The sequence below is a fragment of the uncultured Parasphingopyxis sp. genome (assembly GCF_937129435.1).
Lineage (GTDB): Bacteria > Pseudomonadota > Alphaproteobacteria > Sphingomonadales > Sphingomonadaceae > Parasphingopyxis.
Genome location: NZ_CAKZNF010000030.1, coordinates 1 through 12,733 on the forward strand (window position 1 = coordinate 1; position 12,733 = coordinate 12,733).

Below are 12,733 nucleotides of genomic sequence, written 5' to 3' on the forward strand. Positions count from 1 at the left end.
CATCCAGGATATACTCAGTGGGAGGCCGGGTGGGGGTGCGGGCTGGTGCGGCGCTCGACCGACAGGTCGAGTCTGACAATCAAAAACCTAAACCCCCAACACGCTGTCCGCGACGAAGCCGTTGACCTTGCGCTCATAGCCGAAGGTCGACATCGGCCCGTGGCCCGGCACGAAGGCGGTCTGCTCGCCGAGCGGCCAGAGCTTGCCGGTGATCGAATCGATCAGCTGCTGATGGTTGCCGCGCGGGAAATCGGTGCGGCCGATCGATCCCTTGAACAGCACGTCGCCGACGATCGCGAAGTTGGACGGCGCATGGTGGAAGACGATGTGCCCCGGCGTGTGGCCCGGACAGTGATAGACGTCGAGCGTCAGATCGCCGACCGTCACCGTATCGCCGTCATCGAGCCAGCGATCGGGTTCGAACACCTTCCCCTCGAAACCCCATTTGCGCCCGTCGTCCTCGAGCTTGGAAATCCAGAACCGGTCTTCTTCCTGCGGCCCCTCGATCGGGACACCGAGTTCCTCGGCCAGCATACCCGTCTGCCCGCAATGATCGAGATGGCCATGGGTGACGAGCAGCTTCTCGATCGTCACGCCCTGCTGCTTCGCGGCCGCCTTCAGCCGGTCGAGATCGCCGCCCGGATCGGTAAAGGCGCCGCGCATCGTCTTGGTGCACCAGATGAGGCAGCTATTCTGCTGCAGCGGCGTCACCGGAATGATCGCCGCCTTGAGAGGTTGTTCGTCGGTCATGCGGCAGACATGGCGTTTCACCGCTGCGAGCGCAACTGGCCTAACCGCTTTCACCTTGGCATGGAGCGGCGATGCTTCCGACCGATCCCGACGTGCCGTTCGTCCTGCTCGACGATGCGCGCGAGAATGGGGCCGATGCGCGGCTGTTCCGCGATCCGGTCGAGATCGTTGCGGCACGAGACCATGGCAAGATTCCTGTCGCGCTCGAACGGCTGGAGGCGGCGCGGCGCGACGGACTCTTCGCCGCGGGTTATCTTTCCTACGAGGCGGGGTTTGCGTTCGAGGACAAGCTCGGCGCGCTGAAACACCCACCGGCGGACGGCGCCCCTTCCCTGCTCTGGTTCGGGCTGTTCGAGGCTGTCGAACGCATCCCCGCCGGCAGCATCACCGGCCTGCTGCCCGATCCCGCAGGCAGCCATGCGGGAGCGCCCGTGCCGCGCCTGTCCCGCCCGGCCTATATGCGGCAGCTGGCACGGGTGCAGGATTATATCGCGGCGGGCGATATCTATCAGGCGAACTTCACCTTCCAGGCCGATGTGCCCGTGGCCGGTCATCCGCTCGCCCTTTATGCGCAAATGCGGGCGGCCTCGCGCGCCGGCTATGGCGGCATCGTGCGGACGGGAGAGCAGTGGCTGCTCTCGCTGTCGCCCGAACTCTTCTTCTCGCTGGCGGACGGCACCATCACCACCCGACCGATGAAGGGTACCGCGGCGCGAAATCTCGATCCCGCCGCCGACCGCCATGTCCGCCGGTCGCTCCGCGAAGACGCCAAGCAGCGCGCCGAAAACCTGATGATCGTCGATCTGCTACGCAACGATCTGTCGCGGATCGCAAGGCCCGGGAGCGTCGCGGTCCCCTCGCTCTTCCATGTCGAGAGCTTCCCGACGATCCACCAGATGACCTCGACCGTCACCGCCGAGATCGGCGACGGACTGGCCATTTCCGACCTGCTGCGCGCCATCTATCCCTGCGGATCGATCACGGGAGCGCCCAAGATCCGGGCGATGGAGATCATTGACGAATGCGAGGCGGGGCCGCGCGGCGCCTATACCGGCTCGATCGGCTGGATCGGGCCCGATGGCGATGCCGCGTTCAACGTCGCGATCCGCACTTTGGCCTTGCGCGAGGGCGAACGGCGGGCAAGTCTGGGCCTGGGATCGGGGATTGTCGCCGACAGCAAGCCGCAAGAGGAATGGGAAGAATGTCTCGCCAAGGGCGCGTTCGTGACTGAGGGGCAGACGCCGTTCGACCTGATCGAGACGATGCGGTTCGAGCCCGATACAGGGATCGTGCGGCTGGAGCGCCACCTCGAACGCCTCAAATCGAGCGCCGAGGCGCTGGGCTTCGCCTTCGACCGTCACGCCGCGCGCAACGAGCTGCAGGCGGCGACATTCCGGCTGGCGACGCTTTCGAAGATTCGCCTGCTGCTGTCGCGGCGAGGCCGATTCGCGATCGAGATCCGGCCGCTGCAACCGTCGCCGCAGGAGCCTGTCGCCGTCGATATCGCGCCGCGCCGGGCCGATTCGACGGACTTCCGCCTGCTGCACAAGACGACCGACCGCAGCATCTACAAACGGGCGCGCGAGGACAGCGAAGGTTATGAAACGCTGCTCGAAGACGAGGACGGCTATCTAACCGAAGGCTGCTTCACCAACATCTTCGTCGAACGCGGCGACCGTTTGCTCACGCCGCCGCTGTCGCGCGGCATCCTCCCCGGCGTGCTGCGCACATCGCTGATCGAAGAGGGCCGGGCCGAAGAAGCGGACCTTCAACGCGGCGACCTGCTCGCCGGTTTCTATGTGGGCAATACACTGCGCGGAATGATCAAGGCGCGGTTGGAAAGTTAGATTTTCCGCTAGGAAAATCGCCAGACCGGAATTTCTTGTCAGACTTCGCCTTCGGCTCGGCGCCGCATCGGCCTCGCAATAGCGAGGTTCTTACTATATCAGTGCCAGCCTCGCCAGGTCATTCAACATGTTGGACGGCAACGCGGCGAGACCGTCTTCGTCGCCCTCGAAATCCTTCGGCGCGTCGCTCGCTTTCAGATAGCGCCAGCCCTGATGCGCGCGTTTAGGCCGCGCCCTCACGGGGATCAGCTTCGCATCGAGACGGATATTCCAGCGCCCGTCCGCCGCTTCCTCGAACGCAATAATCCGCTGCCGGACGACGAGCCGGTGCTTGATGATCCAGTAGATCGATCCGCCGACCAGTTCCTCATACCGTTTCGGGCGGTACCGGGTCGTGATGAACAGCGTCCCGCCCTCTTCCCGGCCTTTCTGACGCCGCTCGAGATCGGCCAGCGACGCGCAGCCGACCGCCACCTTGGTGATGTTGAGCGCGGACATGGCGCTCATGTCGGGCCGCCAGTCGAAGAGATCAAGCCGTTGGTCGATGGCATCGGCCAGCTGTCTTGCTTTGCTAACACAGGAAGCCGAAAAGCGAGCCGAGGGGCAAAGTTCAGGGAGGATCAGATGCGTTTCACTTCTATCGCCGCCGCCGCGCTCGCCTGCACGTCGCTAGCCGCCGCTGCACCCGCCTTCGCCCAGGATGGCGACCAGATCGTCGTAACCGGCGCGCCGAGCAACCCGCAGGCCGTTGCCGATTTCGTCGGCGCGATCAGCAGCCGGACATCGGACGGCCATATCGCCCGCTGGAACAGCCCGCTCTGCCCCCGCGTGACGGGCCTGCGTGACGAGCTAAATGGATATATCGCTCAGACCGTCACCGCGATTGCAGAAGCCGTTGGCGCGCGAACAGGAAGTGATGGCTGCGATCCCAACGCCATCATCGTCTTCATGCGAGAGCCTGCCGAATTCGTCGAAACGCTGCGCCGCCAGCGTCCGGCACACCTCTCGTCGCTCAATATCCGCGAACGCGAGGCGCTCGCTGAAAGCGGCGCTGCGGCGCGCAGCTGGAGCGTCAACGAGTTCCGGACTCGCGACGGGCGTATCGTCCGCTCGCAGGACGGCAACAACACCGATAGCGACTTGGTGCTCGGCGGGTCGCAGGGCCGCGCCAGCCGCATCTCCAACGAGCTGCGCGCGGACTTCAGCACCGTCTATTTGCTCATTGATCTCGACCAGCTCGAAGGCGTGACGATGCAGCAGCTCTCGGCCTTTGTCGCCGTGCAGGCACTCACCGCCGCCGACGTCACCGCACCGATCCGGCCCGAGCGCACGATCCTCAACCTGTTCCGCGACGGCGTCGATGCACCCGCCGACCTGACCGACTGGGATGTTGCCTATCTGCGCGCGCTCTACGGCACCGAAGGCGCCGCCGCGGCGGAGACCCAGCGCGGTCAGATTTCGGGTCAGATGCGCGAGCTTTTGACGGCGTCGGCATCGGATTGAAGCGGCGCACCAATGGTCTCCGATGTCCGGAGCGAGAGAACTACCCCACAAGTCCCGCCGCAACCGCTAGCCCCAGGAACGCAAAAAAGCCCATCGAATCGGTGATCATCGTGACGAAGACCGATGAGGCCACGGCCGGGTCCTGACCCATCCGCTCCAGCGTCACCGGGACGAAGACCCCCGCCATACCGGCGACGATGATGTTGACCAGCATGGCTACCGCGATCACGCCACCCAGCGCAGGGTTGGAGAACACGAGCCCCGCGCCGATGCCGATCAGCACTGCGATCGTCGCGCCATTGAGGATCGCGACCGCCAGTTCGTGCCGGATCGTCCGCCAGGTATTGGAGCGGGTAAGCTCGTTGATCGCGAGCGCGCGCACGGCGACCGCCATGGTTTGCGTCCCCGCATTGCCGCCGATCGAAGCGACGATCGGCATCAGCACCGCAAGCGCGACCATTTCCTCGATCGCGGCACCGAACAGCGCGATGATCCCGCTGGCGACGAGCGCCGTGCCGAGATTGGCGACAAGCCACCGCACCCGGCTCGAATAGGCCTCGCCGATCGGCTCGTTGATGTCGCCCTCGCCCGCGCCTGACAGGCGAAGGATATCCTCGCCCGCCTCTTCGGCGATAATGTCGACGATGTCGTCGACCGTGATCATGCCAACGAGCCGCCCGGACGCGTCGATGACGGCGGCCGAAACGAGCCCGTATTTCTGGAATTTGAGAGCCACTTCCTCCTGGTCCATATCGACCGGGATCAGCGTCTGTTCGCGCTTCATCACATCGGCGATGGCGAAATTGCGCGGCGTGCGCAGGATCCAGCTGAGCGCGCAGGTGCCGACCGGGCGATGCGCGGGATCGACGACGAAAATCTCGAGAAAATCCGTCGTGAGCTCGGTCTGGTCGCGCAGATAATCGATAACGTCGCCGACGGTCATATTCTCGTGCACGGCGACGAGTTCGCGCTGCATCAGGCGGCCGGCGGTTTCCTCCGGATAGCCGAGCGCTTCCTCGATGGCGGCGCGGTCGTCGGGCTCGAGCGCGCGGAGAACCTCGCGCTGGTCCTCGACCTCCATATCCTCGATGATCGCGACCGCATCGTCGGTATCGAGAGCGGCGGCGAGATCGGCGACCTGCGCGTTCTCCAGCTCGTCGACGAGCCGTTCGCGCACGAAGTCGTTCATTTCGGCAAGCACTTCGCCGTCGAGGATTTCGGCCACCGCCAGCGCAAGGTCGCCGCGCCGGTCGGCATCGATCTGCTCGAACAGGTCGGCGATATCGGCCGGATGGAGGCGCCCGACCAGGTCGCGCGTCGAATCGCTGTTGCCGTCATCGAGCGTGGCAACCACCTGCTCGATGAATTCGGGCTTCAGGCGATCGTCCTCGCCGAGACCGGTTTCCTCGGCTTCTTCTTCGGGCGTCTCGACGATGGTATCGGTCACGGCGCCCTCCTGCTTCGACCCGGTGCGCCGCCGCTTTAGCGCGAAAAGGCGCGGCCTGTCAGCCGCTTGTTGCGCGATTATTCGGCAGCGCGGCAAACGCCGCTTCGCCTTGACAATCGGGCATATGGCGGGCACATGGCCGCGCTTTGGAGGCCTCCGCCCCGCCCCTGGCGGACCGGTGGCCGCTCACGCCAATTTCAGGACACCAGGACGATGGCCAAACCGGCTACTGTAAAGATCAAGCTCGTCAGCACGGCGGACACCGGCTTCTTCTATGTGACGAAGAAGAATCCGCGCAACCTGACCGAGAAGATGGTCATGCGCAAATACGATCCCGTCGCGCGCAAGCATGTCGAGTTCAAGGAAGCGAAGATCAAATAGAGGTCCTCTCGTCAGACCTTCACTTCGTTCAGGCGCCGCACCGGCCCGCACCCCCACCCGGCCTCCCACTTCAGTGTAACCTGTTGGGAGGCCGGGTGGGGGTGCGGGCCGGTGCGGCGATTTTGCGTCAGCAAAATTCTGACGGAATCCTCACACCAATCCGCTGACTTCTTCGATAAATCGCCCGACGGAGATCGGCTTCGACACATAGGCCTCCGCACCCGCATCGCGGATACGCTCCTCGTCGCCCTTCCCGGCATAAGCGGTTACCGCCATGATCGGAATTGCCTTGAGCGCGTCGTCGCGCTTGATCTCGGCGATCAGGTCGAGCCCGCTGACATGCGGCATCTGGATATCCATGATGATGAGGTCGGGCGTCATGTCGCGCGCGGTATCGATCGCCTCGCGACCGTCCGCAACGGGCGTCGCTTCATAGTCGTGCGCCTGCAAAAGATCGCAGAACAATTTCCGATTGAGGTCGTTGTCCTCGACAACGAGCACCTTTTTCGCCACGTCCGTCCCCGCATGTTCGATCCGCAACCCGTTAGGCCATGATACGCACCGATTCAAATAACGAGACCGCAGAGGCTGACACCGCGCTGGCGCTTTCGGCGCTGACCTGGACGCTGGGCGAGGAAACGCGCGCGGGCCGGTTCCTCGCGCTCACAGGCTTGACGGCCGGCGACCTGCGCAGCCGGATCGACGATCCGACCGTGCTCGCCGCGCTGATCCGATTCCTCGAGGCGCTGGAACGCGACCTGATCGCCTGCGCCGAGGAGATCGGCGCGACTCCCGAAGCGCTCGTCGCCGTGCGCCGGAGGCTCGAGGCATGAGCCGGCCGCTTGTCATATGCGACTGCGACGAAGTGCTGCTCCACATGGTCAGCCATTTTTCCGACTGGATCGGCGAGGCGCACGGCCTGGAATTCGCGATGGAAGGCACGAACTTCATCAATGCGGTGCGCCCGCGCGGCGGCGGCGCGCCGCTGAAGCGCGAGGAACTGCCGCCACTGCTCAACGGCTTTTTCGATACCGAGATGGACCGGCAGACCGTCGTGCCGGGCGCCAGCGAGGCCCTTGTCGCCATCTCCGAATATGCCGAGATCGCGATCCTGACCAATTTGCAGGACGAGTTCCGCGATGCCCGCGCGCGCCAGCTCGCCGCCTTCGACATCGACTATCCGGTGCACACCAACCAGGGCGGCAAGGGCGCGAAGGTCGAGGAACTGCTCGCCGCGCACGCACCGAGCCTCGCCATCTTTGTCGACGATCTCGCCGTCCATCATGAAAGCGTCGCCAGTGCCGCGCCGGAGGTCTGGCGGCTCCACATGATCGCCGAGCCTACGGTCGCGGTAAAGGTCCCGGCGGCCGAACATGCTCACACACGCATCGATGACTGGGCGGAAGCGCGGCAATGGATTATCGATCGTATCACCGAAGGAGAGACCGCATGACCGGCACCATCGAAGCGAAGCTGAAGGACATCGGCCTCGACCTGCCCGAGCCCGCCGCGCCCGTCGCGGCCTATGTTCCGGCCGTCGAGGCGAACGGACTGCTTCATATTTCGGGCCAGCTGCCGTTCGACCCCCAGGGCGAGCTGATGACAGGCCGCCTCGGCGAAAGCTGCGATCTCGAAACCGGCCAGGCCGCCGCGCGCGCCTGCGCCACCATGCTGATCGCACAGATGAAGGCCGCGCTCGGCGATCTCGACCGGGTGAAACGGGTCGTGAAGCTCGGCGTGTTCGTGAATTCCGCCGGCGACTTCACCGATCAGGCGAAGGTCGCCAACGGCGCGTCGGCGCTGATGCAGCAGGTGTTCGGCGAGCCCGGCCGCCATGCCCGCAGCGCCGTCGGCGTCCCCGTGCTGCCGCTGGGCGTCGCGGTCGAGATCGACGCCATCGTGCAGGTCCACGAGGCATAGGGGTGATCGCTGTCATGGGTTACATTCCGCTCCACCTTAAAGCCCTCCCCCTTGATGGGGGAGGGTTGGGTGGGGGTGAAGCCGCCAAGAGTGTCTGCCCTTGTGGATGTCTCACCCCACCCCCGCCCCCTCCCCATCAAGGGCAGGGGAGACACGAGCAACATGCCTGACCTCGCCTTCCTCACCGCCGCGCCGTTCGCGCATCGCGGCCTTTACGGTGGCGGCGTCGTAGAGAACACGCGCGCCGCGTTCGAAGCGGCGATCGACGCGGGCCACGGCATCGAGACCGATGTGCAGGTGTCGAAGGACGGCGTCGCCTTCGCCTTTCACGATTACGAGCTCGACCGGCTGACGGAGAAATCCGGGCTTGTGATCGAACGCAAGGCGAAGAAGCTCGAAAAGATTCGGTTCAAGGGCGCCGGCGAGACGATCCCGCGTCTCACCGACGCGCTCGACATCATCGCCGGCCGCGTGCCGCTACTGATCGAAGTGAAAGCGAAGAACCGCAAGGTGAAGAAACTGTGCTGCTCGGTCGCCGACGCGCTGGCGGACTATAGCGGCGATGCTGCCGTGATGTCGTTCAACCCCGAAGTCGGTCACTGGTTCGCGAAGAATGCGCCGCATGTCGTGCGCGGGCTCGTCGTCACCGAGGAGGACGAGGAGAGCTTTGTCGACCGGCTCAAGGCGCCGATGCAGCGTTCGCTCTCGGTCTTCCGCGCCAGGCCGCATTTCCTCGCCTATGACATTCGCAGCCTGCCCTCGGCCTTTGCCGAACCGCTGCGTGCCGAAGGGATGGCGGTGCTGACCTGGACGGTGCGGAGCGATGCGAACCGCGCGACCGCCGCCGAACACGCCGACCAGATCATCTACGAGGCGCCATGAGCGAGGGCGATCCCGTCACGGCACGCGCCGGCGGGACGGTCGGCGCCATCGACGCAAGCGTCTGGGACGAATGCGCGGGCGATGCGAACCCGTTCGTCAGCCACGCCTTCCTCTCGATCCTCGAGGAATCGGGCAGCGTCGGGGAGCGAACAGGCTGGGCGCCGCTTCCCGTCACGGTCGGATCAGACGACCATATCGCCGCCGTCGCGCCGGTTTACGTGAAGAGCCACAGCCAGGGCGAATATGTGTTCGACCATAGCTGGGCCGATGCGTGGGAGCGCGCGGGCGGACGCTATTATCCGAAGGTGCAGCTTGCAGCACCCTTCACCCCGGTGCCCGGCCCGCGCCTGCTGACGCGCGACCCGGGCTATGCGCCCGCGCTGATCGCCGCAATCGAGGCGGTAACCGCGAACAACCGCCTGTCCTCCGCCCACGCGACCTTTATCGCGCCCGAAGAGGTCGCAATTTTCGAGGACGCCGGCTGGCTGATCCGCGAAGGATCGCAATTCCACTGGCAGAATGAAGGCTATGGCGATTTCGACGATTTCCTCACAGACCTCGCCTCGCGCAAGCGCAAGGCGATCCGCAAGGAACGCCGCCGCGCCGTCGAGGGGCTGCGGATCGAGCACATCACCGGCAGCGACCTGACCGAAGCGCATTGGGACATCTTCTGGGACTTCTATCAGGACACGGGCATGCGCAAATGGGGCCGCCCCTATCTGACGCGCCCGTTCTTCTCGCTGCTCGGCGAACGGATGGCGGAGAAGACGCTGCTGATCCTCGCCTATCGTGGCGACACCCCGGTCGCCGGCGCGCTCAACCTGATCGGCGCCGACACGCTTTACGGCCGCTATTGGGGCTGCCTCGAAGACGTCCCCTTCCTCCATTTCGAACTGTGCTATTATCAGGCGATCGACGCCGCAATCGAGCGCGGGTTGAAGACGGTGGAGGCCGGCGCGCAGGGCGAGCACAAGCTCGCACGCGGCTATCGCCCGGTCCCGACTTGGTCCGCACACTACTTCCCCGATGCGGGGTTCAGGGATGCGGTGGCGAACTATTTGCAGGCGGAGCGGGCGGCGGTGGAACGCGACATCAAATTCCTTGGCGAGATGGGGCCGTTCAGGAAGGGGGGAGGCCTGTAGCTCGATTTTCAATCGCCCACAGCAGATACTGCTCCTTGAACTGCGACATACAACCCGAAACGGTGCGCGCAGGGAAGTCGCCTAACTGCCAGTTGGTATCACGGAAAAAGCCTATAGGCCTCTCGTCCATGTCATACACAAAATACAAATTGGTCCAGCGTAAGTCGCTTTCTGGTAGTAAGCCGACAAGGCCAATTTCGTAACCTGACAACTCCAACTGACTTCCGGAAATTACAGAACGATCACCTTCGATGGCCGAGGTCAGTTCTTCAACGAAAGCTTGCGCTCCATGCTGCTCGAGAGCGCCGAACTGCGCGGTATCGCGGCAAAACTGCTCGGCATTGCGGGGGTCTCCTGAACTTGAGCAACCGTAAAGAACCCACGTTGCCGCAACGGTATAAAGCAGATTTGGCGAGAATCGCATGGTGAAGCCAAGCGCTAACACTCAATGCTGCTTTTGCAACGCCAGAGATGGTCGCGGATAGGATGAATATAGTTTTTACCGTCATTGCGAGCGCAGCGAAGCAATCCAGGGCGATGCGCGATACGCTCTGGATTGCCGCGTCGCCTTTGGCTCCTCGCAATGACGATATTTGACGCGCCCCCACTCCGCGCTATGCCGGGGCTCATGAAAATGTTCTTCGCGGCTTTGCCCTACCTTGCTTCCATCGCTGCTTGCACGGCACCAATGGATGTCGGGCCGTTTGCCAATCTGGCTGAATACGCCGACGCACCGAATCTAATTTCGTTGAGCGGTTATATCTCGGAAGGCCAAGAGACTGTTGGATTTTATCCCCGGCAAAACTTAGAGCTACGTCAGGGCGAAGAATGTGTATTCATTCATCCGTCAGTTCTTGAAGCGCACGATCTAACTTACGGTCAACGAGTTACGTTGACCGGCCGCATCGGTCGCACCAGATGTCATGAGTCCAACACGGTCTGTTTTCAAGTGTGCGACAGCTACTATCTCGACGTCACGGATGTCCAAATTGAGCGATAAGGAAGCTTGATGCTGGGCCTCTGGCCGCTATGCCATTTCCCATGAAACACCTCCTCGCCGCCACCCTCCTCGCTCTTGCCGCCCCGGCCCTCGCACAGCAGCCCGCAACGCAAGCCCCCGACCCCGCCTTCACGCAGCGCGATCTGTTCGATCTCGAGGTTGCGGCCGATTCGCAGATCAGCCCGGACGGATCGCGCATCGCCTATGTGCGCCAGTCGGGCGATATCATGACCGATCGGATGCGGCGGTCGATCTGGCTTGTCGATGCGCGGTCGGGCGAGCAGATGCCGATCGTCGCCGGGCCGGGATCGCACAGCCAGCCGCGCTGGTCGCCCGATGGCAGCCGCCTCGCCTATATCTCGACCGCCGAGGGCGGCGCGGCACAGCTCTATGTCCGCTGGATGGAGAGCGGCGTATCGGTGCGGATCACCGGGCTGCCCGCGACGCCGAACAGCATCGCCTGGTCGCCCGACGGCGCAATGATCGCCTATGCGATGCTCGTGCCCGGCGAACCCGAGCGGCTCGGCGAGCGGCCGAGTCCGCCCGAGGGCGCGGAGTGGGCCGATCCGCTGCAGGTCTATACCGATATCGTCTATCGCGCCGACGGGGCGGGGTATCTCCAGCCCGGCTACAGCCAGATCTTCGTCGTGCCCGCCGAGGGCGGCGCACCCCGCCAGTTGAGCAGCGGCAATTATGATTCGAGCGGCCCGCTGAGCTGGGCGGGCGGGCGCACGATCCTGTTCGCCGCCAATCGCGACCCAAACTGGCAATATGAACCCGTCGAGAGCGAGATCTACGCGCTCGACGCGGCAAATGGCGGCATCACACAGCTCACGGACCGAAACGGCCCCGATTTCAGCCCGGTCGCCTCGCCCGACGGCAATCGCATCGCCTATCTCGGTTTCGACGACCGGCGGCTCGGCTATCAGAACACGTTGCTCTATGTCATGGACCGCGACGGATCGAACAGCCGCGCGTTGACCGGATCGCTCGATCGCAGCGTTTCGTCCCCCGTCTGGGCGGACAATGGCAATCTCTACGTCAGCTATGACGACCACGGCGAAACCCGCGTCGCGCGCGTGTCGATGAACGGCAGTATCAGCACCGTTGCGGAAGGACTTTCCGGATCGAGCCTCGACCGGCCCTATACCGGCGGCGATTTTTCGGTCTCGGACAACGGCACCATTGCCTTCACGCGCGGCACCGCGACCCGTCCCGCCGATGTCGCGATTGTGCGCGGCGGCAGCGCGCGCTGGCTGACCGATCTCAACGCCGATGTCCTGCCCTATCAGCGGCTGGGCGAGGTGCGGCGGATCGAGACGGCCTCGTCCTTCGACGGCCGTCCTATCGAAGCCTGGATGACGCTCCCGCCCGGCTATGTGGAGGGCCAGCGCTACCCGTTGATCCTCGAAATCCATGGCGGCCCGTTCGCGGCCTATGGCCCGCATTTCTCGACCGACAACCAGCTCTACGCCTCGGCCGGTTATGTCGTCGTCTCGGCCAATCCGCGCGGATCGACGAGCTATGGCGAGGAATTCGCGAACCTCATCCACCATGCCTATCCGGGCAATGACTATGACGACCTGATGAGCATCGTCGATCGCGTCATCGCCGAGGGCATCGCCAATCCCGACGAACTGTTCGTGACCGGCGGATCGGGCGGCGGCGTGCTGACGAGCTGGATCGTCGGCCAGACCAACCGCTTCCGCGCCGCGGCGACGCAAAAGCCCGTCATCAACTGGACGACGCAGGTGCTGACCTCGGACATCCCGGTGTTCGTGCAGGATTACTGGTTCGGATCGAATTTCTGGGAGGACCAGGAAAGCTATTGGCGCCGCTCGCCGCTGTCGCTGATCGGCAA

The 12,733-nt window shown here is 64.2% G+C and carries 15 protein-coding genes; 10 read left to right on the forward strand and 5 right to left on the reverse strand.

Features of this window, described 5'->3' with window-relative positions; translation table 11 throughout:
* Window positions 1–87: 87 nt before the first annotated feature.
* Window positions 88–750 (reverse strand): MBL fold metallo-hydrolase, encoded by a 663-nt coding sequence (locus tag Q0139_RS05725; RefSeq protein WP_298018783.1) that lies wholly within the window; start codon window positions 748–750, stop codon window positions 88–90.
* A gap of 71 nt (window positions 751–821) precedes the next feature.
* Here Q0139_RS05725 and pabB point away from each other — a divergent pair, with 71 nt between their 5' ends.
* Window positions 822–2,597 (forward strand): aminodeoxychorismate synthase component I, encoded by a 1,776-nt coding sequence (gene pabB, locus Q0139_RS05730; protein WP_298018786.1) that lies wholly within the window; start codon window positions 822–824, stop codon window positions 2,595–2,597.
* A 93-nt stretch (window positions 2,598–2,690) separates the two neighbouring features.
* On the opposite strand, the gene Q0139_RS05735 is transcribed toward pabB, so the two are convergent.
* Window positions 2,691–3,104, reverse strand: a complete 414-nt coding sequence (locus Q0139_RS05735) for a DUF1489 domain-containing protein (RefSeq protein ID WP_298018789.1) — start codon at window positions 3,102–3,104, stop codon at window positions 2,691–2,693.
* Between the two features lie 117 nt (window positions 3,105–3,221).
* Here Q0139_RS05735 and Q0139_RS05740 point away from each other — a divergent pair, with 117 nt between their 5' ends.
* A complete protein-coding gene (locus tag Q0139_RS05740) occupies window positions 3,222–4,100 on the forward strand; it encodes a hypothetical protein (RefSeq protein ID WP_298018792.1) in 879 nt (292 codons plus the stop codon).
* 40 nt (window positions 4,101–4,140) lie between these two features.
* On the opposite strand, the gene mgtE is transcribed toward Q0139_RS05740, so the two are convergent.
* Window positions 4,141–5,547, reverse strand: coding sequence for a magnesium transporter (mgtE, locus tag Q0139_RS05745; protein WP_298018797.1), 1,407 nt, complete (start codon window positions 5,545–5,547; stop codon window positions 4,141–4,143).
* A 213-nt stretch (window positions 5,548–5,760) separates the two neighbouring features.
* Between mgtE and rpmG the strand changes: the two genes are divergently transcribed.
* Window positions 5,761–5,928, forward strand: coding sequence for a 50S ribosomal protein L33 (gene rpmG, locus Q0139_RS05750; RefSeq protein WP_298018800.1), 168 nt, complete (start codon window positions 5,761–5,763; stop codon window positions 5,926–5,928).
* Between the two features lie 150 nt (window positions 5,929–6,078).
* Here the strand turns inward: rpmG and Q0139_RS05755 are convergent, their stop codons facing one another.
* Window positions 6,079–6,441: a response regulator gene (locus tag Q0139_RS05755; RefSeq protein ID WP_298018829.1), complete on the reverse strand. Its 363-nt coding sequence runs from the start codon at window positions 6,439–6,441 to the stop codon at window positions 6,079–6,081.
* A 38-nt stretch (window positions 6,442–6,479) separates the two neighbouring features.
* Here Q0139_RS05755 and Q0139_RS05760 point away from each other — a divergent pair, with 38 nt between their 5' ends.
* The 5 genes from Q0139_RS05760 to Q0139_RS05780 all read left to right on the forward strand — a co-directional run bounded on the left by Q0139_RS05760 (window position 6,480) and on the right by Q0139_RS05780 (window position 9,872).
* Window positions 6,480–6,761 carry a DUF3572 family protein gene (locus Q0139_RS05760; RefSeq protein WP_298018802.1) on the forward strand — a complete coding sequence of 94 codons (282 nt, stop codon included), beginning with the start codon at window positions 6,480–6,482 and terminating at the stop codon, window positions 6,759–6,761.
* The gene (locus Q0139_RS05765) at window positions 6,758–7,381 is read left to right on the forward strand and encodes an HAD family hydrolase (protein WP_298018805.1); all 624 of its coding nucleotides are present in this window, start codon (window positions 6,758–6,760) and stop codon (window positions 7,379–7,381) included. The genes Q0139_RS05760 and Q0139_RS05765 overlap by 4 nt, the downstream gene beginning before the upstream one ends.
* Complete coding sequence (locus Q0139_RS05770) at window positions 7,378–7,848, forward strand: RidA family protein (protein WP_298018808.1); 471 nt, start codon at window positions 7,378–7,380, stop codon at window positions 7,846–7,848. Before Q0139_RS05765 ends, Q0139_RS05770 begins: the two co-directional genes overlap by 4 nt.
* Before the next feature lie 162 nt (window positions 7,849–8,010).
* Window positions 8,011–8,730: a glycerophosphodiester phosphodiesterase family protein gene (locus tag Q0139_RS05775; RefSeq protein WP_298018811.1), complete on the forward strand. Its 720-nt coding sequence runs from the start codon at window positions 8,011–8,013 to the stop codon at window positions 8,728–8,730.
* Window positions 8,727–9,872 (forward strand): GNAT family N-acetyltransferase, encoded by a 1,146-nt coding sequence (locus tag Q0139_RS05780; protein ID WP_298018814.1) that lies wholly within the window; start codon window positions 8,727–8,729, stop codon window positions 9,870–9,872. Before Q0139_RS05775 ends, Q0139_RS05780 begins: the two co-directional genes overlap by 4 nt.
* On the opposite strand, the gene Q0139_RS05785 is transcribed toward Q0139_RS05780, so the two are convergent.
* The gene (locus tag Q0139_RS05785; protein WP_298018819.1) at window positions 9,850–10,317 is read right to left on the reverse strand and encodes a hypothetical protein; all 468 of its coding nucleotides are present in this window, start codon (window positions 10,315–10,317) and stop codon (window positions 9,850–9,852) included. The genes Q0139_RS05780 and Q0139_RS05785 overlap by 23 nt on opposite strands.
* A 183-nt stretch (window positions 10,318–10,500) precedes the next feature.
* On the opposite strand from Q0139_RS05785, the gene Q0139_RS05790 reads away from it, so the two are divergent.
* A complete protein-coding gene (locus Q0139_RS05790; RefSeq protein WP_298018822.1) occupies window positions 10,501–10,872 on the forward strand; it encodes a hypothetical protein in 372 nt (123 codons plus the stop codon).
* Window positions 10,873–10,913: 41 nt separating this feature from the next.
* A partial coding sequence (locus Q0139_RS05795; protein WP_298018825.1) for a S9 family peptidase occupies window positions 10,914–12,733 on the forward strand: 1,820 nt, incomplete at its 3' end.

What these genes read in the sequence shown, in the direction of transcription:
- Q0139_RS05735 (WP_298018789.1), bottom strand. Translation starts at nt 3,104, where the DNA reads ATGAGCGCCATGTCCGCGCTCAACATCACCAAGGTGGCGGTCGGCTGC.
- Q0139_RS05740 (WP_298018792.1), top strand. Translation starts at nt 3,222, where the DNA reads ATGCGTTTCACTTCTATCGCCGCCGCCGCGCTCGCCTGCACGTCGCTA.
- Q0139_RS05725 (WP_298018783.1), bottom strand. Translation starts at nt 750, where the DNA reads ATGACCGACGAACAACCTCTCAAGGCGGCGATCATTCCGGTGACGCCG.
- rpmG (WP_298018800.1), top strand. Translation starts at nt 5,761, where the DNA reads ATGGCCAAACCGGCTACTGTAAAGATCAAGCTCGTCAGCACGGCGGAC.
- pabB (WP_298018786.1), top strand. Translation starts at nt 822, where the DNA reads ATGCTTCCGACCGATCCCGACGTGCCGTTCGTCCTGCTCGACGATGCG.
- Q0139_RS05775 (WP_298018811.1), top strand. Translation starts at nt 8,011, where the DNA reads ATGCCTGACCTCGCCTTCCTCACCGCCGCGCCGTTCGCGCATCGCGGC.
- Q0139_RS05780 (WP_298018814.1), top strand. Translation starts at nt 8,727, where the DNA reads ATGAGCGAGGGCGATCCCGTCACGGCACGCGCCGGCGGGACGGTCGGC.
- Q0139_RS05760 (WP_298018802.1), top strand. Translation starts at nt 6,480, where the DNA reads ATGATACGCACCGATTCAAATAACGAGACCGCAGAGGCTGACACCGCG.
- Q0139_RS05765 (WP_298018805.1), top strand. Translation starts at nt 6,758, where the DNA reads ATGAGCCGGCCGCTTGTCATATGCGACTGCGACGAAGTGCTGCTCCAC.
- Q0139_RS05790 (WP_298018822.1), top strand. Translation starts at nt 10,501, where the DNA reads ATGAAAATGTTCTTCGCGGCTTTGCCCTACCTTGCTTCCATCGCTGCT.
- Q0139_RS05770 (WP_298018808.1), top strand. Translation starts at nt 7,378, where the DNA reads ATGACCGGCACCATCGAAGCGAAGCTGAAGGACATCGGCCTCGACCTG.